At 66.5% G+C, this 19,396-nt stretch carries 15 protein-coding genes, 5 tRNA genes and 1 pseudogene; 8 read left to right on the top strand and 13 right to left on the bottom strand.

Annotated elements, in window-relative coordinates; genetic code table 11:
* The 3 genes from KV106_RS39630 to KV106_RS39620 form a co-directional block, all read right to left on the bottom strand.
* A partial coding sequence (locus KV106_RS39630; RefSeq protein WP_261217954.1) for a type VI secretion system Vgr family protein occupies positions 1 to 1,605 on the bottom strand: 1,605 nt, incomplete at its 3' end.
* Between the two features lie 88 nt (positions 1,606 to 1,693).
* Complete coding sequence (locus tag KV106_RS39625) at positions 1,694 to 2,176, bottom strand: Hcp family type VI secretion system effector (RefSeq protein WP_261217952.1); 483 nt, start codon at positions 2,174 to 2,176, stop codon at positions 1,694 to 1,696.
* Between the two features lie 212 nt (positions 2,177 to 2,388).
* Positions 2,389 to 3,099 (bottom strand): SIR2 family NAD-dependent protein deacylase, encoded by a 711-nt coding sequence (locus tag KV106_RS39620; RefSeq protein ID WP_261217932.1) that lies wholly within the window; start codon positions 3,097 to 3,099, stop codon positions 2,389 to 2,391.
* 164 nt (positions 3,100 to 3,263) lie between these two features.
* Here KV106_RS39620 and KV106_RS39615 point away from each other — a divergent pair, with 164 nt between their 5' ends.
* Positions 3,264 to 4,106, top strand: coding sequence for a hypothetical protein (locus KV106_RS39615; RefSeq protein WP_261217930.1), 843 nt, complete (start codon positions 3,264 to 3,266; stop codon positions 4,104 to 4,106).
* Between the two features lie 7 nt (positions 4,107 to 4,113).
* Here the strand turns inward: KV106_RS39615 and KV106_RS39610 are convergent, their stop codons facing one another.
* Positions 4,114 to 4,827, bottom strand: coding sequence for an autoinducer binding domain-containing protein (locus tag KV106_RS39610; protein WP_261217929.1), 714 nt, complete (start codon positions 4,825 to 4,827; stop codon positions 4,114 to 4,116).
* Positions 4,828 to 5,335: 508 nt separating this feature from the next.
* Between KV106_RS39610 and KV106_RS39605 the strand changes: the two genes are divergently transcribed.
* The 3 genes and pseudogenes from KV106_RS39605 to KV106_RS40140 all read left to right on the top strand — a co-directional run bounded on the left by KV106_RS39605 (position 5,336) and on the right by KV106_RS40140 (position 10,708).
* Positions 5,336 to 6,037 (top strand): acyl-homoserine-lactone synthase, encoded by a 702-nt coding sequence (locus tag KV106_RS39605; protein WP_261217928.1) that lies wholly within the window; start codon positions 5,336 to 5,338, stop codon positions 6,035 to 6,037.
* A 126-nt stretch (positions 6,038 to 6,163) separates the two neighbouring features.
* Positions 6,164 to 10,006 (top strand): annotated as a pseudogene (locus KV106_RS40130) (ESPR-type extended signal peptide-containing protein); the annotation flags it as partial.
* A 33-nt stretch (positions 10,007 to 10,039) separates the two neighbouring features.
* Positions 10,040 to 10,708: a YadA-like family protein gene (locus KV106_RS40140; protein ID WP_462982924.1), complete on the top strand. Its 669-nt coding sequence runs from the start codon at positions 10,040 to 10,042 to the stop codon at positions 10,706 to 10,708.
* Between the two features lie 18 nt (positions 10,709 to 10,726).
* On the opposite strand, the gene KV106_RS39595 is transcribed toward KV106_RS40140, so the two are convergent.
* From KV106_RS39595 to KV106_RS39575, 5 genes are all read right to left on the bottom strand, one after another.
* A tRNA-Asn gene (locus tag KV106_RS39595) sits at positions 10,727 to 10,803 on the bottom strand.
* Between the two features lie 9 nt (positions 10,804 to 10,812).
* Positions 10,813 to 10,889 (bottom strand) — tRNA-Arg (locus tag KV106_RS39590).
* Positions 10,890 to 10,896: 7 nt separating this feature from the next.
* Positions 10,897 to 10,972: transfer RNA gene (locus KV106_RS39585), tRNA-Glu, on the bottom strand.
* A gap of 16 nt (positions 10,973 to 10,988) precedes the next feature.
* Positions 10,989 to 11,064, bottom strand: a tRNA-Trp gene (locus tag KV106_RS39580).
* A gap of 365 nt (positions 11,065 to 11,429) precedes the next feature.
* Positions 11,430 to 11,506: transfer RNA gene (locus KV106_RS39575), tRNA-Leu, on the bottom strand.
* Between the two features lie 493 nt (positions 11,507 to 11,999).
* Here KV106_RS39575 and KV106_RS39570 point away from each other — a divergent pair.
* On the top strand, positions 12,000 to 12,956 hold the full coding sequence (locus tag KV106_RS39570) for a phosphate acetyltransferase (RefSeq protein WP_057597032.1): 957 nt from the start codon (positions 12,000 to 12,002) through the stop codon (positions 12,954 to 12,956).
* 9 nt (positions 12,957 to 12,965) lie between these two features.
* Positions 12,966 to 13,421: a GNAT family N-acetyltransferase gene (locus KV106_RS39565; RefSeq protein WP_261217922.1), complete on the top strand. Its 456-nt coding sequence runs from the start codon at positions 12,966 to 12,968 to the stop codon at positions 13,419 to 13,421.
* Here KV106_RS39565 and KV106_RS39560 read toward each other — a convergent pair.
* On the bottom strand, positions 13,412 to 14,065 hold the full coding sequence (locus KV106_RS39560; RefSeq protein ID WP_261217921.1) for an alpha/beta fold hydrolase: 654 nt from the start codon (positions 14,063 to 14,065) through the stop codon (positions 13,412 to 13,414). The genes KV106_RS39565 and KV106_RS39560 overlap by 10 nt on opposite strands.
* 110 nt (positions 14,066 to 14,175) lie before the next feature.
* Between KV106_RS39560 and KV106_RS39555 the strand changes: the two genes are divergently transcribed.
* Positions 14,176 to 15,105 (top strand): SMP-30/gluconolactonase/LRE family protein, encoded by a 930-nt coding sequence (locus tag KV106_RS39555; protein WP_261217915.1) that lies wholly within the window; start codon positions 14,176 to 14,178, stop codon positions 15,103 to 15,105.
* Positions 15,106 to 15,314: 209 nt separating this feature from the next.
* Entirely contained in the window at positions 15,315 to 16,799 is a 1,485-nt protein-coding gene (locus tag KV106_RS39550) for a carboxylesterase/lipase family protein (protein WP_261217913.1), read from the top strand.
* Positions 16,800 to 16,866: 67 nt separating this feature from the next.
* On the opposite strand, the gene KV106_RS39545 is transcribed toward KV106_RS39550, so the two are convergent.
* From KV106_RS39545 to KV106_RS39535, 3 genes are all read right to left on the bottom strand, one after another.
* Positions 16,867 to 17,622: a helix-turn-helix domain-containing protein gene (locus KV106_RS39545; RefSeq protein ID WP_261217912.1), complete on the bottom strand. Its 756-nt coding sequence runs from the start codon at positions 17,620 to 17,622 to the stop codon at positions 16,867 to 16,869.
* Between the two features lie 106 nt (positions 17,623 to 17,728).
* Positions 17,729 to 18,661, bottom strand: a complete 933-nt coding sequence (locus KV106_RS39540) for a dimethyl sulfoxide reductase anchor subunit family protein (RefSeq protein WP_261217910.1) — start codon at positions 18,659 to 18,661, stop codon at positions 17,729 to 17,731.
* Between the two features lie 5 nt (positions 18,662 to 18,666).
* Complete coding sequence (locus KV106_RS39535) at positions 18,667 to 19,338, bottom strand: 4Fe-4S dicluster domain-containing protein (RefSeq protein ID WP_261217909.1); 672 nt, start codon at positions 19,336 to 19,338, stop codon at positions 18,667 to 18,669.
* Positions 19,339 to 19,396: the final 58 nt, after the last annotated feature.

Here is a 19,396-nt window from a genome sequence, read left to right as displayed (position 1 = left end):
CTCGAAGCCGTAGCTGCGCTGCACCTCCGAGCCCTGGTTCATCAGGTAGCCCATGTGCAGGTGGGTGGCGCCATGGTCGGTCGAGAGCTCGATGTGCTCGCTGCCGCGCTGGTCCTCGAAGCGCAGCATGTGCTTGCCGCCACCGCCCTTGCTCCAGTGCGTCTGGATGCCCGACTGCGTCTTGTGGCGCGGCAGCTCCCAGGCCGGCATCTGCGCGGCGTTGTAGACGCAGCCCGTGACGATCGGGTGGTCGGGATCGCCGTTGAGGAAGTCGACGATCACCTCCTGCCCGATGCGCGGGATCTGCATGCTGCCGTAGCCGCCGCCGGCCCAGGTCTGCGAGACGCGGATCCAGCACGAGGCGTTCTCGTCGCGCTGGCCGTAGCGGTCCCAGTGGAACTGCACCTTGATGCGGCCGTACTCGTCGGTGTAAATCTCCTCGCCCGCGGGGCCCACTACCACCGCGGTCTGAGGGCCGGTGGTGCGCGGGCGCGGCGTGAGGCGCGGCACGCGGTAGGGCGCGCTGTCGGGCACCACCGCGAAGGCCTGGCGGTAGCTGGTGCTGCTGGTCGATTCGCCGTAGGCGGCACCGGCGGCGGCCACGCGCAGCGCGTTCTCCTGGAAGTCGTGGCTCGCGGCCTCGATCAGGTAGCGGCGGTTGTCCTCGGCATCGGGATGGCGCGCGAGGTCGAACAGGTAGCCGGGCGCGATGTGGCGCAGGTTGCCTTCGGCTTCGATCGATTCGCGCCGGCCGATCTGCTGTTCGAGCCGCAGCCGTGCGTAGTTCTCGCCGTCGCCGAGTTCGGTGTAGCCGCCGGGCCAGTCGTAGCGCTCGTAGCTGTCGTGGTCATGGCCCGCGGGCTGGCGGCGCAGCGTGTCGATCTCGGCGTGCGGCTTCCTGAAGTCGTAGTCGTCGGCCGCGAAATGGCCCGAGGCGATGTCCTCGGCGTGGTGCCAGCTGTCGATGAAGTCCTGCTCGAGGATCTGCGCCGCGAGCACGCCCGCGTGGTAGGGCACCTTCACCGGGCCGGCGGGCAGCGGCGCATGCGAGCCCGGTCCGTCGCACAGCACGAGCTGATGGCTGCCTTTTGCATGCGCGAAGAAGTAGTAGATGCCCTCGGACTCCATGAGCCGGCTCACGAAATCGAAGTCGGTCTCGCCGTACTGCACGCAGTAGTCCCAGCTGCGGTAGCTGCCGCTCAGCCGCGCATCGATGCCGAAGCCGTAAGGCGCGAGCACCTCCTGCACGATGTCGGGCACGGACTTGAACTGGAAGATCTTGAAGTCCGAGCGCCGCGTGGCGTACCAGAGCCAGGGGCGCAGCACAGCTTCGTAGACATGCATGTCGCCGTCGTCCTTGCCCACGCGCGCGAAGCGCGTGACCTGCCCGCTGATGAAGCGCTGCCCCGCGCCGCCGAGCTCGGTCGCGAGGTTGACCTCGATCGTCATGTCCTCGCCGAGCATCTGCCTGGCCGAGATGCCAGGCAGCTCGCTGACCAGCCGCACGCGCGATTCGAACAGCGTGGAGATCCGCTCCTGCCCCGTCATCGAGCGGAACTTGAGGCGCTCGCCCAGGGCACTGTGGGCGATGAAGCTGCGGGTCATGGGGGCGGGGACCTTGCGACGAAGCGAATGCAACGCACAGGCGCACGCGGGCCGGCGCACCTCGCGCGCCGGCCCGCACGCGCGGTGCTCAGGCTTCCCTGTTTTCCTTGATGTTCCAGCCGAGCTGGGTTTCGGCGCCCTTGCCGCCCTTGTCGGTCTGTTCCCAATACTGCTGCTTGACCTTGGCGGCCTGGAACGCGTACTGCACGAACACCGCGTCGCTGCCCTGCTCGGCCGTGTACTGCACCGAGGTGACCAGCACCTCCTCGAGCGTCACGCGCGTGTATTCGATCTGGCTGCCGCCGGCCTTGCAGACCGAGACCTCGACCTTGCTCAGATGCTTGCCGCTGGCGCAGTTCTTCATGACGGACGGCGCCGCCTTGTCGATGCGTGCGAGCACCTGCAGGTCGTTGAAGCTGGCCTTGCCCACGCCACCGCCGCCACCGCTGACCATGTTGCCGGGCTGGGTCGCGCCCCATGCGAAGGACTTGATGTCCGTCCAGTCCTTGTGGTTCGCGTCCTTCGATTCGCCATTCGCGCCTTCGACGCGCATGAACATGTCTACCGCCATGAGCTGCTCCCGTGTTGCGTTGAAACCGCCCGAACGGTAGGTGAAGCGCGGCGAGCTCGCCAGTGCAGAAGGTCACGGCGAAAAAAGCACTACCTGACCCGAAGCTTAGGAACAATCGGTTCCTTGGCGGCCCCGGCACGCGAGCGCCGAAACAAGGCGACACAAAAAAGCCCGTCATCTCTCGACGACGGGTCTTGCCTGGCAGGCGCCACCTATCGTTGCGGCGCTTCCGCGAGCCATCGCGCGACCAGCGCCGGCACCTGCTCGGTCGCCTTGCCGCGCATGAAGTCGAAGCCGCGCGGCACCTCCTCCATCTCGAGCGACACCAGCACCTTCTCGGCACTGTGGTGCGCATAGCGCGCGAGCGAGGCGGCCGGCTGCACCGCGAGCGAAGTGCCCACCACCAGCACGCGCGCGGCGCTGGCGACGTGCATCAGCGCCTCGTCGAAGTGCTGCACCGATTCGCCGAACCACACGATGTCGGGCCGCAGCTGCGTGCCGTCTTCGCACAGCTGGCCCATCTCGATCGCCGCGCCGTCGATGCGGTAGCGATGACGCCGCTCCGAGGTGCCGCGCGCATAGGCGAGCTCGCCGTGGATGTGCAGCACCTGCGTGGAGCCCGCGCGCTCGTGCAGCGCATCGACGTTCTGCGTGACGATGACCACCTCGTAGGCCGGCTCGAGCGAAGCAATGGCCGCGTGCGCCGCGTTGGGCTGGGCGGCCCAGGCCTTCTGGCGGCGCTCGTTGTAGAAGGCCTGCACGGTCTCGGGATGGCGCTGCCAGCCCTCGGGACTCGCGAGCTCCTGCCACGGATGGTTGTTCCACAGGCCCTTGGCGTCGCGGAAGGTGGGCAGGCCGCTTTCGGCGCTCACGCCCGAGCCCGAGAGCACGACGATCTTGCGGGGTTGAACGGTGGTTGTCATGAAGAGGACTCCGAAGGGAACAAGAAACCCGGGGCGGCGTCGAACGCACACCCCGACCGACCCCGCCATGCGGGATTCTTTCGAGCGGCGACCGAGCGCCGCGAGAATGCCAGAAGCCCGCCGCGGCCCTCACACGACCGCGCGCACGCATCCGACCACGAGCCATGAACAGCACCACCACCTCCAACCGACCGCTGCAGCGCGTCTACCTTCTCGCCGTCGCCCTCGTGGTGTTCCTCGGTTGCTGGGTCGCGCCGATCGACACGCCCGCGCGCACGCAGGTCGAGGACGGACTCAAGCGCGCCCTGACCACCTTCGCCGCGGCACGCGCGCTCGGCGCGGTGGTCTCGGTGGCGCAGGGCACGCAGGTCGATGCCACCCCCGGCGGTATCGGCGTGAGCCTCGCGCCGGGCCAGGCGCTCAAGCCGCTCAACGAACTGATCGAACAGTTCGCGGCCATCATGCTGGCGGCCAGCGTGTCCTTCGGCATCCAGCTCGTGCTGCTCAAGATCGGCGCGCATGCCTGGATGTCGGTGTTGGTCTGCGCGGTGGCGCTGGCGTGGATCGCCTGGCGCTGGCACAGCGGCCGTTCGCCGCGTTGGCTGCAGTCGCTGTTGATCGGCCTGCTGCTGGTGCGCTTCGCGGTGCCGCTGTCGGCCATGGCCAACGAGGCGCTGTACCGCGTCTTCATGGCCGACGAGTACCAGTCGGCCCTCGCGCTGATCGAGAAGTCGCCGGCCGCCGTGGTCGACACCGCGCAGGAGGCGCAGCCGAATGCGCAGGAGGGCTGGAAGGAACGCATCGAGCGCTGGCTGCCGAAGCTGCCGAATCTCAAGGCCACCTACGACCAGATCATCCGCTCGGCCTCGGACTGGGCCGAGCGCATCGTGAAGCTGATCGCGCTGTTCGCGCTGCAGACCGTGGTGCTGCCGATCGCGCTGTTGTGGATGGCGTGGCGGGTGGCGCGGGCGCTGGTGCGCGAGCCGGTCTATCGCGCGGCGGGTTGACCGCCCGCTAGTCCACGAGGCCCATCAAGACCGCACGCACCACCGCGGCGGTCTTGTTGGGTGTGCCGAACTTCGTGATGACGTTCTTCACGTGGAAGTTCACTGTGTCGAAGGCGATGTGGAGGATGTCCGAGATCTCCCTGGAGGACTTGCCGTCCGCCAGCCACTTGAGGATCTCGATCTCGCGCTTGGTCAAAAAGATTTCGGGCCCTCTTTCGTCGTGCGATGAAAGCATGCGCGACAGCACGTGGTGGGAGGCACAGACGAGGTAGCGCATGCGCAGTTCCTTGGCCTGCAATTCGCTGCCGGAGATGGACTCCCTCGAGCGCGCCAGGCTCAGCATGCCCACCACGCCATGGGCGTCGAAGTTCGATTGCGCCCATCCCACGGCCAGCCCGAAGGAGCGCGCGCCCTCCCACATCTCTGGCACCCCGGCGAATACGGAGTCGCTCCAGATCAGCGGGTTCTGCGATCGTCGACCGTGCGATACGGTGGGATCGATCGCGAGATAGCCTGCGGATTCGTACTGGTCGCGCCACCCTGCCGGGTAATCGTTGAGCAGCAGGAATTTCGGTCTCGCAATCGGCAACGGCCATCGCAAGCCATACGCGCAATGCTCGAACCCCAGGTTTCTTGCCGCTGCGACGATTTGCGCGAATGCGGCTTCCTTGTCGCGTGCCCGCAGCAGTTCCTCCGAATGCTCTTCAATCCATGGATCCATAGCGATGATATTTATTGGACCGTTTCCTGATGAAATCGAACATCCAAATCTTCATCCTTCGGCTTGTTCAATGCCATGGCAGGGTCACCAAAAGAGAATCGGCTGCAACTTAGTTGCTTATTCGATGGAAACGAGGTCGGCCAAATCGTGGTTTTTTCCCCAACGAAGATGATTTTTCCAGAACCCTCCGCGCTTCTGCCTTGCAAGTCCAGTGAGCCGATTATTTGGGGATAGCGCACCAACAAGAAGCATTCCAAAAAAATGAAACGCAAACAGAAATAATTGTTTTCTGATAATTTCCCAAAAGTGAATTGCCCTTCTTCGGTTCGACGAAAGTCTATGTGACGCATCTTTTGCATACAATATTCATTTGCGACTTTTTTACGGCATCGTAGCTCTAGACAATCGCTCTTCGATAAACCGCACATCCGTCACGAATTGCAATCGCCTCCATCCGACGAGGTCGTAAACCACCAATTTTGGTAGTTACGCCCAATTCGCCCCCAAGTTGGAATTGCCCAACTTTTTACGGGGAGCGGATATCGTGGAAATTCTGACTGGAAAACCGGTTGCACTTGCGCCCGATGTCATGGTGGCCATCGCGAGATATCGACACCGGGTCTTCATCGAGAAACTGGGCTGGGAATTGAGCGCTCGCAATGGCTTGGAGCTCGACCAATTCGACCACGCCGAAACCCTCTATGTCGCGGCACGCGACGCTTCAGGCGAGATCGTGGGAACGGCACGCCTGCTGCCGACCGAGCGCCCTTATCTCCTCGGCGAGGTCTTTCCCCAACTGATGGGCGATGCCGAGCCTCCTTGCGATCCGCTGGTGTGGGAACTCTCGCGGTTCGCGGCCGCCGACTTCTTCTCGGGCAACGGCGACGCGCTCTCGCAGTTCTCTTCTCCGGTCGCTGTCGAGTTGCTCGAGGCCGTGCTGACCGAAGCCGCCCGGCACGGCATCCGGCGGCTGATCACCGTGTCGCCGCTGGGCATCGAGCGCCTGCTTCGTCGCTACGGCTTTCAGGCACGGCGCGCCGCGTCACCGCAGCTCGTCGGCGGGCAGCCGGTTTTCGCGTGCTGGATCGAGGTGGGCGCCGGGGCGCGCAAATACCCGGAGTTCATTCCCGCGCGCTCACACGCCTTGCATTCCAGGATCCCGCCGTCCGCCGAGCGCCTGTCGAGGCATCGCTCGACCACCATGCCATAGCCGACCTGCAACACGGTCACATGTCGAGCGCCATGCGCGCGGCGTGAATTCGGAGAGCGTTCACCGGGAAGGCTGGGCGCTTCACATCAGCAAGAAAAGCTTCGTGCACGAGGTGGGAGTGGGTTCATGAACAAGTCGTATCGATCGCTTTGGAATGAAGCGTTGGGAGCGTGGGTGGCGGTGTCGGAGATTTCGTCGGCACGCGGAAAACCCGCGAAAAGCTGCAAGACCTTGGAGTCTGGAGAGACCAATGTCGGACCTGTCGCCAGCCCTTCGATCACGGGCCCGCCTTCGGGATCATCGATGGCGCTGTATGCCGTTGCTCTGACATCCATGCTCATGGCCGATCTTGCGGGTGTGGCGCCGGCTCGTGCGCAGTATTCCAATCCCAACGCCGGCAACAAGGTGACATCGGGCGCGACAGGCCAGCGATTCGGCGACGCATTCGATCCCACGAAGAGCACCTTCAAGGTGTTTCCGTCAGACGGAAAAACGACGGAGTCGAGCGCGCTGGGCGTGGCCCTGGGCAACAACAACACGGCGAACTTCGGCTCTGTCGTCGTCGGCGGCAACAATGTCGCAGGGAATACCAACGCCTCTACTTCCAATGAGAAGCAGAACGCTTTCGCGTTCGGCAACCACAACGCCGCCTTGGGCGCCAACTCCCTGGCCATGGGCCTGGGCAACAATGCCAGCGGGCACTTCTCCATAGCCCTGGGCACCACCAACCTCGCGACTGGCTCTACCTCGATTGCCTTTGGATTTCAGTCGAGCGCGTTGGCCGATCTCGCCATAGCCTTCGGCAATGCTTCGCGAGCCACGAAGTTCGGGGCCATCGCGCTGGGCAACTCCACGAGGGCGACCGGCATGGGCGCCATCGCCATCGGCGGCGGCGACGACGCTGCTTCCGACGGTTACTTCGACCCCACGGGCGCCCGGGCGACCGGCGATCAATCCATCGCTCTGGGGGTTAACGCCAACGCGTCCGCCACCGGCACCGTGGCCACTGGCAATTCATCGAATGCCAGCGGTACGTATGCGGTGGCGATCGGAACCGACGCGAACGCGACCGGAGCCAGCGCCGCAGCGCTCGGACCAGGCGCCGCGGCAACCGCGACCGGATCGACCGCGCTGGGCGACCGCGCCAGTGCCCGCGCGGACGGCGCCAGTGCCATCGGAAGGAATGCCCAGGCGACCAAGGCCAACAGCGTGGCGCTCGGCGCGGACTCGGTGACCCACACGGGCGCATTGAGCAACTACGGCGCCTTCGCCCTGTCGAGCAAGCAGTCCTCGTCGGGCGAGGTGAACGTAGGCAACCGCCAGATCACGGGTGTGGCGGCTGGCAGCGCGGACCAGGACGCCGTCAATGTCCTGCAAGTCAAGACCGTCACCGCTTCGCTGTCGAGCAGCATCAGCACCACGAACAGCAGCATCGGCAATCTGTCGACCTCGATACTGTCGGGGTTGAGCACGGCGACGAGTTCTATCGGCAGCCTGTCGACGTCGACCTCCACGGGTCTGAGCACTGCCACGAGCAGCATCGACAGCCTGTCGACCTCGACGTCAACGGGTTTGAGCACTGCGACGAGTTCGATCGGCAGCTTGTCCACTTCGACCTCCTCGGGCCTCAGCACTGCAACGAGCAGCATCGACAGCCTGTCGACGTCCACGTCGAGCGGACTGAGTACCGCGACGAGCTCGATCGACAGCTTGTCGACCTCGACCTCCACAGGTCTGAGCACGGCGACCAGTGGCATCGATAGCTTGTCGATTTCTACGTCGACCGGCTTGAGCACCGCGACGAGCAGCATCGGCAGCCTCTCGACCTCGACGTCGACTGGCTTGAGCACGGCGACGAGTTCCATAGGCAGCCTGTCCACTTCGACCTCCACGGGCCTCAGCACTGCAACAAGCAGAATCGACAGCCTTTCGACTTCTACGTCGACCGGCTTGAGCACCGCGACGAGCAGCATCGGCAGCCTCTCGACCTCGACGTCGACTGGCCTGAGCACAGCGACGAGTTCTATCGGCAGCCTGTCCACTTCGACCTCCACGGGCCTCAGCACTGCAACCAGCAGCATCGAGAGCCTGTCGACGTCCACGTCTAGCGGACTGAGTACCGCAACGAGTTCGATCGACAGCCTGTCGACCTCGACCTCCACGGGTCTGAGCTCGGCGACCAGCAGCATCGACAGTCTCTCTACATCCACCTCGAGTGGTTTGAGCACGGCGACGAGCTCCATCGATAGTCTGTCCACGTCGACCTCTACGGGCATGAGCACTGCGACGAGCAGCATCGACAGCCTTTCGACCTCAACGTCGACTGGCTTGAGCACGGCGACAAGTTCCATAGGCAGTCTGTCCACTTCGACTTCCACGGGCCTCAGCACTGCAACCAGCAGCATAGAGAGCCTGTCGACGTCCACGTCGAGCGGACTGAGTACCGCGACCAGTTCGATCGACAGCTTGTCGACCTCGACCTCCACAGGTCTGAGCACGGCGACCAGCGGCATCGATAGCTTGTCAACATCCACGTCGACCGGCTTGAGCACCGCGACCAGTTCGATCGGCAGTCTGTCCACCTCGACCTCGACGGGTCTAAGCACAGCGATCAGCGGTATCGACAGCCTGTCGACCTCGACCTCCACGGGTCTGAGCACGGCGATCAGCGGCCTCGATAGCCTGTCGACTTCGACATCGACTGGCCTGAGCACGGCGACGAGTTCCATCGACAGTCTGTCCACCTCGACCTCTACAGGCCTGAGCACGGCAACCAGCAGCATCGACAGCCTTTCGACCTCGACGTCGACCGGCTTGAGCACCGCGACGAGCTCGATCGGCAGCCTGTCCACTTCGACCTCCACGGGTCTGAGTACAGCAACCAGCAGCATCGACAGTCTCTCTACATCCACCTCGAGTGGCCTGAGCACCGCAACGAGTTCGATCGGCAGCTTGTCGACATCGACCTCCACGGGCCTCAGCACTGCAACGAGCAGCATCGACAGCCTGTCGACCTCGACGTCAACCGGTCTCAGCACGGCAACCAGCGCCATCGGCAGCCTTTCCACCTCGACTTCGACAGGCCTGAGCACCGCCACCAGCAGCATCGACAGCCTGTCCACATCGACCTCCACGGGCCTGAGCACGACGACCAGCTCGATCGGCAGTCTTTCGATCGGCCTGAGCACCGTCACCAGCGGCATCGGCAGCCTGTCGATCGGCCTGAGCACGACCAACAGCGTCATCGGCAGCCTGTCGACGTCCACCTCGAGCGGATTGAGCACCACCGCGAGCCGTATCGACAGCCTCTCGACCTCCACCTCGAGCAGCCTGAGCACGACCACGAGCCGCATCGACAGCCTCTCGACCTCCACGTCGAGCGGCCTGAGCACGGCGACGAGCAGCATCGCCAGCCTGTCGACCTCCAGCTCGACCGGCTTGAGCACGGCCACCAGCAGCATCGACAGCCTCTCGACCGGCCTCAGCACCACGAACAGCCATCTGGGCAGCCTGTCGACGGGACTGAGCACGGCCAACAGCCATGTCGCGAGCCTGTCGACCTCGACCTCCACCGGCCTGAGCACCGCCACCAGCGGCATCCAAAGCCTCTCGAGCGGCCTGAGCACGACGAACAGCAATCTCCACAGCCTGTCGACGAGCATCAGCGGCTCGGTCAGCGGCATCGGCAGCCTGTCGACGGGACTGAGCACCGCCAACAGCCGCGTGACCGACATCTACGACAACGGCACGAAGTACTTCCACGCCAATTCGAAGGCCGCCGACTCGCAGGCCATCGGCCAGGAATCGGTGGCGATCGGGCCGCAGTCGGTGGCCAGGGGCGACAACGCCATCGCAGCCGGCAACGGCGCGAAGGCGATCGGTAACGGCTCCGTGGCCATGGGCTTCGGCGCGCAGGCCACGGGAGACGGCGCCATCGCGGTCGGTACCGGGGCGCAGTCGAGCGCATCGCAAGGCACCGCCATCGGCTTCGGCGCGGTGGCCATGCAGGCCGGTGGCGTGGCACTCGGCGCGGGCTCGGTCGCATCGACGGCCGCAGGCATCGCCGGCTACGTGCCGCCGAGCGCCACCTCGGAGCAGGCCGCGGCCATCCGGGCCACGACGAGCACGCAGGCCGCGGTGTCGGTGGGCGACGCGGCCAAGGGCCGGTTCCGGCAGATCACCGGGGTGGCCGCGGGCACGGCCGACAGCGACGCCACCAACGTGGCGCAACTCAAGGCCACGGCCAACACGGTCAAGGCCGGCAGCGTTCAGTACGCAACCAACCCCGACGGCTCGGTCAACTACAACGAGATCACGCTCGGCGGCGGCCAGGCACCGGGCGGCACGCGCATCGGCAACGTGGCGCCGGGCGTGTTGCCGGGCGATGCGGTGAACCTGCAGCAACTCTCGCAGGTACAGAACCAGGTGAGCGAGACCGCGGGAATCGCCTACAGCGGCGTGGCCATCGCGAGCGCGATGAGCAGCCTGCCCCAGGCCATGACGCCGGGGAAGAATCTGATGTCGCTGGGCGTGGGCTCCTACTCTGGCTATGGCGCGCTGGCCTTCGGCTACTCGTACCGCACCAAGGACGGCAACTGGGTCTACAAGGTCAATGGCGGCTTCAGCGGCAAAAAGACGAGCCTGGGCGTGGGCGTGGGGTACGAGTGGTGATGCGCGCCCGCCGCAAGATGGCTCCCCGAACACGGTTCGAACGTGTGACCTGCGCATTAACAGTGCGCCGCATCTACCAGCTGAGCTACCGGGGAAAAAGAGAATGGCCCCACGTGCACGACTCGAACGTGCAACCCCCTGCTTCGTAGGCAGGTGCTCTGATCCATTGAGCTAACGCGGGATGAGGATGGCGTCTCGTGCGGGATTCGAACCCGCGATTTCCGGAGTGAAAGTCCAGCGTCCTCACCGCTAGACGAACGAGACGCAGAAGAAAAGGAGGTGGCGCGCGCGGAAGGAATCGAACCTTCAACCGCTGGTTTTGGAGACCAGTGCTCTGCCAGTTGAGCTACACACGCACGATAAGAACGAAGATGGTCTGGGTGGCAGGATTCGAACCTGCAGCCTCCTGCTTCCAGGGCAGGCCGTCTACCTGATTGACATAGGGTCTGTCATCAATCAAACGCCCTCGCGAAGCCCTGTTGCGCGGGGCAGTGCAAGGCGCCCTGAGCGCTGCGTAGCGCGCTACGTAAGCGAAGGGCAACGCCGCAATGCACCGCGCAACAGGGCTTCCCTCCGGGCTGGCCCCGCCATACGGCGGCTACTTTGTCGGCCGGCTTGCCCATGGGCGACCATGGGCTGCGCCGTCCTTCGCGTATCCACCGCATGGCGGGGCCAGCGCGAGGGCGTTTGATTGATGACAGACCCTAAACCCAGAGAAATTTGGTGCCTCGGGGGAGACTCGAACTCCCAGAATTCCGCTTCTAAGGCGGACACGTCTACCAATTGCGTCACCGAGGCTGAATGTGTTTTCTCTTGCTTGCCGAGGCGAGGGGCCGCGCCATCGCGGCCCCGCCTCGTCGTTTCGAATTTTGAAGGAGCGTGCATGAGGCTTATGGCTTCATGCGCTGCAGCACGATCGCTGCATGGGTCAAGGGTTCGGTGATGAGGCGCCAAAGCAAAAAGGCCCGGAACCTTTCGGTGTCCGGGCCTCTTGGTGAAGAGCGCTTGGGAGGTCGTCGCCTAAGCGCGCCCTCCACCCGGATGCAGCCTGTGGTTCTCGTTCAGCCATGCAGCGACCGTGACGGCCAGCAGAGCGCGCACGAGCGGCCGGACCGGAACGGGTCGGAGGCTTTCGATGCAAATGCGGGCTGCGGTGGTCACGATGGGTCCTGTGGTGCTGTGTGTGGAATCGAAAATGCGCAGTCTGCTGCGCGAAGGAGTCGGACTGTAAATAGTCTTTACGCCGCCGTCAACATGCCGGCTGAAAAAATTTTGAAGTAAGGTTGCCCGCATGGCCGCACCCCATCCCACCACCTCCCATCCGCACTACGACCGCCTGATCGCCACCGCGCGCGGCCTGCCGCCGCTGCGCGTGGCGGTGGTGCATCCGGCCAATGCCGTGTCGCTCGAGGCAGCGCTCGCCTCGGCCGCGCTGGGGCTGATCGCGCCCACGCTGGTGGGCCCGCGCGCGAAGATCGAAGCGGCAGCGCACGAGATCGGCATCGACCTCTCGGGCATTGCCATCGTCGATGCGCCGCACAGCCATGCCGCGGCCGACGCGGCCGTGGCGATGGCCCTGCGCGGCGAGGTCGATGCATTGATGAAGGGCAGCCTGCACACCGACGAACTCATGGGCGCGGTGGTGCGCCGCGAAGGCGGCCTGCGCACCTCGCGCCGCATCAGCCATTGCTTCGTGATGGACGTGCCCGGCCATGCGCAGCCGCTGGTGATTTCCGATGCCGCGATCAACATCGCGCCCACGCTCGAGGAGAAGGTCGACATCGTGCAGAACGCGATCGACCTCGCGCATGCGCTGCTGATGCCGGCCGTGCGCGTGGCCATCCTCTCGGCGACCGAAACGGTCAATGCCAAGGTGCCCTCCACGCTCGACGCGGCCGTGCTCTGCAAGATGGCCGACCGCGGCCAGATCACGGGCGCGCAGCTCGACGGCCCGCTCGCGATGGACAACGCGATCGATGCCGAGGCCGCGCGCATCAAGGGCATCGTCTCGCCGGTGGCGGGCCGCGCCAACGTGCTGATCGTGCCCGACCTCGATGCCGGCAACATGCTCGCGAAGAGCCTGACCTTCCTCGGCGGCGCCTATGCGGCCGGCATCGTGCTCGGCACCAAGGTGCCGGTGATCCTCACGAGCCGCGCCGATTCGGAAGCGGCACGGCTGGCCTCCTGCGCCGTCGCGTCGATGCTCGCGAAGGCGGGACGCGACCGGCTCATCAAGGCCGTGGGGTAGCCTTCGCCGATGACCATCGCACGCGAAACACCCGACCAGCCCGAGGTGATCGCCCTGATCGCCGAGCTCGATGCCTACCAGGACAAGCTCTATCCACCCGAAAGCCGGCACCTGCTCGACCTCGCATCGTTGAAGCAGCCCCATGTGCTGTTCTTCGTCGCGCGCGATGAGGCGGGTCAGGCCATGGGTTGCGGCGCGGTGGTGCTCGGCGCCGCGCAGGGCGAGATCAAGCGCATGTACGTCGCGCCCGACTACCGCGGCCAGGGCATCGCGCGCCAGTTGCTGCAGGCACTGGAGTCCGCATCCATCGACGCGGGCTGCAAGCTGCTTCAGCTCGAAACGGGTCCGTTCCAGCCCGAGGCCCTCGCCCTCTATGCCTCGCTTGGCTACGAGCGGCGCGGCCCCTTCGGCGGCTACACCGACGACCCGCTCAGCGTCTTCATGCAGAAGACGCTCTACGCGTAGTTCAGCAGGATCTTCGCGAAGGCCTCGGGCGCGAGCCGCGGAATGTCGTGCGCGCAGTCGAGGCGGTGCGTGATCCACTCGGGGTCCTGCCGCAGCGCTTCGTACAGCGCGATGAACGGGCTGCCTTCCCAGCCGAAGGCGGCCACGTAGGCCTTGCAGCGTACCTGGCGCCAGTCGCCCGTCAACGCGATCGCCTGCAGGAAGGTGGCCATGGGATGGGCACGGCAGCGCTTGTCCAGGTGCCCCGGCGCCGCGCAGCTCAGGCCATCGGCCGCCACGCCTGCGATGAAGCGGTCGCGATAGGACTGACTGGTGAGCGACCACACCGAGTCGCCATGCGCGGGCACATAGGCATCGGCATAGACCAGCGCGCCGACGCGCGACGGCGCCCGGTCCGCCGCGCCCGTGATGACCATGCCCGCATACGAATGGCCGACGAGCACGGCGGGCGCATCGCCTTCGTGCAACACCTGCACCACCTCCTCGACATGGCTGTCGAGGTTGGCGCCGCGCGCGGGCTCGTCGCCCAGCCCCGACAGCGTGAGCGCGCGCACCTCGTGCCCTTCGCCCGCCAGCAGTTGGCCGACGGCCTCGAAGGCCCAGCCTCCGTGCCAGCCGCCCGGCACCAGAACGAATTTCGCCATTCGACGTGTCCTCCATCGCAGCATGCGTTCGACAGGCTCTCATTGTCGCGTCGCGGCCCCGACCGCACAATGAAGCCGGCTCGCCGTCCACGCCCTCCAGGAGACACACGATGAAGATCCGAGAACTCGCCAGCGGCCTGCAGTTTCCCGAAGGACCGATCGCCCTGCGCGACGGCTCGGTGCTGCTGGTGGAGATCGCGCGCGGCACGCTCACGCGCGTGCGGCCCGATGGCCTGGTGCAGGTGGTGGCCGACCTCGGCGGCGGCCCGAACGGTGCCGCGATCGGCCCCGACGGCGCGGTCTACGTCTGCAACAACGGCGGCTTCAAGTGGCACACCGAGGCCGATGGCAGCGTGCGGCCCGTGGGCCAGGCCGAGGACTACTCGGGCGGGCGCATCGAGCGCGTGAACCTCGCGACCGGCCGCGCGGAGCGGATCTACGACACGGTCGAGGGCGGCGCGCTCTGCGGGCCCAACGACATCGTGTTCGACGCGCATGGCGGCTTCTACTTCACCGACCTCGGCAAGGTGCGCGAGCGCGACATGGACCGCGGCGGCCTGTTCTACGGCCATGCCGACGGCGCCGCCGCGCAGGCGATCGCGCGGCCCGTGATGACGCCCAACGGCATCGCGCTGTCGCCCGATGGCCAGACGCTCTACTACGCCGAAACCGAGGGCGCGCGCGTCTGGGCCTTCGACATCGTGGCGCCGGGCCGCGTGCGCAAGGATGGCTGGCCCTCGCCGCATGGCGGGCGCATGCTCTGCGCCTCGCCGGGCGGGCACTACCAGCGCTTCGACTCGATGGCGGTCGATGCGCTCGGCAATCTCTGCGTGGCGACGCTGCTGCATGGCGGCATCAGCATCGTGGCGCCCGACGGCGGCCAGGTCGAGCACCTGCCGCTGCCCGACCGCTACACCACCAACATCTGCTTCGGCGGCCCCGGCCTGCGCACCGCCTTCGTCACGCTGTCGGGCAGCGGGCGGCTGATCGCGATCGACGATTGGCCCACGGCCGGGCTGGCGTTGAACCACGAGGCCTGAACTCCGCGCGCGGCGCGTGCCGCGCAAGCACATTCCCGCCGCTCGCGCTTGTACCGAGTTGCTGTTGTCGCGCCCGCGTCAGCACAGCATCTCGGTACAAGCGTGCGCGCACCTGCGTTCCTACGATGCCGGCTCACTCAACAACCAGGTGCGGAGACATGAAACGTCAGGACAGAGGTACGGGGATCAGGTGGCTGGCGGCCCTCGCTTTGAGCGCGGGCCTCGTGGCATGCGGCGGTGGTGGTGGTGGCGGCGGTGGCTTCATACCGCTGCCGCCGGCATCGGGCGGCGGCGGCAATCCACCGCCGCCCGCGGTGGACGCGAACGCCTACGCCGATCCGATCCAGACCGCATCGGGCAAGGTCTCGGGCGAAACGGTCGGCGACGGCGACACGCGGGTGCACCAGTACAAGGGCATCCCCTACGGCGCGCCGCCGGTCGGCAACCTGCGCTGGAAGCCGCCGCAGCCGCCGGCCTCGTGGGACGGCGTCTATGCCGCCACCAGCTACAGCAAGATGGCGCCGCAGCCCTTCCCCGCGTCGCCCGTCTACGACGCCGTGCCCGAGTCGGGCATGGGCGAGGACGTGCTGCGCCTGAACATCACCACGCCCGCGAAGAAGAAGGGCGAGAAGCTGCCGGTGATGGTGCTGTTCCATGGCGGCGGCCTCACCACCGGCTCGGTGAACCGCGCGAGCGACAACCTGCCGAACCTGCCCAATCACGGCGTGGTGTCGGTCACGGTGCAGCACCGCATCGGCGCGCTCGGCTACATGGCGCATCCGACGCTCACGGCCGAGTCGGCCAACAAGTCCTCGGGCAACTACGGCCAGCTCGACCTGGTCGCGGCGCTCAAGTGGGTGCAGGCGAACATCGAGGGCTTCGGCGGCGATCCGGGCAACGTCACCATCTGGGGCCACTCGGGCGGCGGCATGAAGACCAACTGGCTCGTGGCCTCGCCGCTGGCCAAGGGGCTGTTCCACCGCGCCATCGCAGAAGCCGGCTGGACCATCGCCGGCACGCCGCTCGCGCAGACCGAGCAGTACGGCGTGAAGCTGATGGCCAAGGTGGGCGCGGCCACCATCGACGAGCTGCGCAAGAAGCCGTGGCAGGACATCGTCGCGGCCTCGTTCGCGAGCGGCAGCGGCTACACCACGGCCTTCACGGTCGACGACTGGTCGCTGCCCGACACCATCGGCAACCTGATCCTCGACAACAAGCACAGCGACGTGCCCTTCATGGTGGGCAACGGCGGCGCCGAGATCACGGCCGCCAACCCGCTGCGCGGCAACTTCCTCAAGCAGATGGTGAAGGTGCAGAAGTCGCCGATCTACACCTACATCTTCACGCACGTGCCGGTGAACTGGGCCAATGCGGGCGTGGCGGCCTACCACGGGCTCGAGGTGTCCTACCAGTACGGCTCGCTCGCCACGGTCGGGCGCATCTACGGCACCTCGCTGCTGCCCGCGAGCCCCGACATCCCGCCCGATCCGGGCGTGAGCGATCGCGACTACAAGCTCAGCGACGAGGTGATGAGCATGTGGACCCGCTTCGCGACCACGGGCGATCCCAACGTCGCCAAGGTCGGCGTCACCTGGCCGAAGTACGACGATGCCGACCAGTACCTCGACATCGGCATTCCCTCGATCGTGAAGACCGGCTTCTCGACCGTGACGACGAAGCAGATGCCGCGCTGAACGCGCCGCCATGAAGAAGAAAGCCGCCGCGGGTTTCGCCCCGCGGCGGCTTTTTTGGTGGGCGCGTTCAGGAGAAGAACTTCACCGACTCGCGGTCGCGCGAGTACGACGGGCTCTGCCCGTACCAGTGCCGGTAGAAGTGCGAGAGATGGGCCGAGTCGCTCAGGCCCGCCTCGTGCGCGATGTCGGTGAGCGAGCGGCCCGAGTACAAGAGCTTGCACACGCGCACCTGCTTGCGCCAGCCCTGGTAGGCACGGAACGACAGCCCGAGCGAATCGGAGATCAGGTGCGACATGCGGTACGGCGAAAGCTCGAAGGCACGCGCGAGTTCGACCAGCGTGGCCTCGGGTTCTTTGTCGAGGTAGCGCAACACCTGCAGCACGCGCGTGTCGATGCGCTGCGTGCACGGCAACTGCTCCACCGCCGTCGAGACCAGGTCGCGAAAGATCTCCTCGGCCTGCGCGGGCTTGCGCGCGCCCTCGTGCATGCCCGCGAGAAAGCCGTCGAAGGGCCTGAAGGCCCTGCGCTCGAGCACATGCGCGCCCAGCGGCACGATGCCGCTGAAGGCGCTGAAGAAGGGCGAGGACGGCGGCAGGTTGATGCTCACCAGGCCCGCGTTCGACACGCTCAGCGTGCGCACCGTCTGCGGCGCCACCGCGATCGCGCCGCCCACGAACTGACGCCGCGGCGTGCGCAGCGTGAGCGGCGTGCCGTCGACGGAGAACAGCAGCACCGCATGGGGCCTGGAGGTGGCGGGGAAGTCGTCCTTGCGCGAGGCGTAGACGTAGGAATTCGCACTGAAGAAATACAGGTGGTCGGTCATCGGAGGGGGCAACCTGTCGTTCGGAAAGCAACGCGTGTTTGTGCATCACCACCCGGCATCCGGCCAGCGTGCTAACCCCTAGCGAGCCCGACGACGGGCGCTGGTCCTACGACACGACCTGGTAGTACAGGTTCTGTGGATGCCGTGCCTGCGCGAAGAAGAACCAGCGCTCGGCCAGCAAGCCCGGCGCCTGCACCAGCACCGCGAGCAGCCACGGCAGCACGGCCGCGCTCGCGAGGCCCCAGGCCAGCAGCAGCGCGGGCAACGCGAAGGCCAGCAGCAGGAAGCCCAGCTTGACCTGGCGCAGCGCGAGCTGCGAGGCGCCATGGAAGAACTCGCGCGTGTTGAACGAGCCCGCCGACATGCCCATCGACTTCTGCACCAGCTTGTGCGTGCGGATGCCGGTGGCCGACTGCAGGGTCGAGCGCGGGCGCAGCCGCGCATTGCGGCGCAGCGTGAACGCGCGCACGGCCCAGGCCACGAGCGTGAAGGCCAGCGCCCACGGGCCGAAGGCCTGCACGAAGCGCGCCTCGCCGGCCACGGCGGCGAGCGCGCAGGCCAGCACCAGGCCCGACGACAGCCCGATCAGCATGAAGTTGGCGATGGTCAGCGGATGCGCCCACTCCTGGATGAAGCGCAGGCAGGCATAGATCATCGCGGTGCAGTACCACAGCGCGACGGCGCCCCCCAGCACCAGCACGGGCAGCAGCACCGACCACGGCGCGGCGACCCCGAGCCGCAGCGCGAGCCACCACAGCGCGACCAGCGCGATGAAGGCCGGCAGCACGATCACCTCGCGCGACATCCACGAGGTGCGCCACATCAGCACCGCGCGCCAGGCGCGCGTCTTGCGGCCCAGGTGCATGAACGAGGCCGCGAGGCCCGCGACCAGCAGCAGCTCGGCCAGCGCCAGCGCGCCGCCGATAAAGCCCGGCGACAGCCCGAGGCCGAACAGCACCGCCAGCGCGAGCGCGGCCACCAGGCCCTGCGCGGCACCGGCCAGCGTGGTGAAGAAGAGGATCGAGAAGGCGGGATGCATGCGCGCTACTCCGGCGTGCCCTGCGCGGGCGCGGCCATGTTGCGGCGCGGCAGGTAGCGGTTGGCGGGGCTGGTCTCCCACTCGGGCATCAGCGGATAGCCGCCGCGCTCGCGGATCGCGCGCGAGACCTCGGAGTCGGGATCTTTCACGTCGCCGAACAGGCGCGCGCCGGTGGGGCAGGCCTTCACGCAGGCGGGCTTGCGGTCTTCCTGGGGCAGCTGCTCGTCGTAGATGCGGTCGACGCACAGCGTGCACTTGGTCATGACCTGGCGTTCCTCGTCGAGCTCGCGCGCGCCGTAGGGACAGGCCCAGGCGCAGTACTTGCAGCCGATGCACTTGTCGTAGTCGACCAGCACGATGCCGTCTTCCTTGCGCTTGTAGCTCGCGCCGGTCGGACAGACCGGCACGCAGGGCGGGTCCTCGCAGTGCAGGCAGCTCTTGGGGAAGTGCACGGTGTCGGTGCCGGGGAACGAACCGGCCTCGTAGGTCTGCACGCGATTGAAGAAGGTGCCCGTGGGGTTGGCGCCGTAGGGCTCGAAGTCCGCGAGCGGGCCCGCGCTGCCCGAGGTGTTCCACTGCTTGCACGAGGTCACGCAGGCATGGCAGCCGACGCAGACGTTGAGGTCGATGACGAGGGCGAGCTGCCTGGCGAGGGTTTCGCCGGGCTCGGCGCGCAAGGTATTTCCCCCTCCCCGCAAAGTACGTCAACACCTGCGCCGCCTTGCCCCGCACCCC

Origin of the sequence: Variovorax endophyticus (assembly GCF_025376855.1) — a bacterium.
Lineage (GTDB): Bacteria > Pseudomonadota > Gammaproteobacteria > Burkholderiales > Burkholderiaceae_C > Variovorax.
The sequence above is the reverse complement of the archived record's forward strand: the minus strand, read 5'-3'. Positions and strand labels throughout refer to the sequence as shown.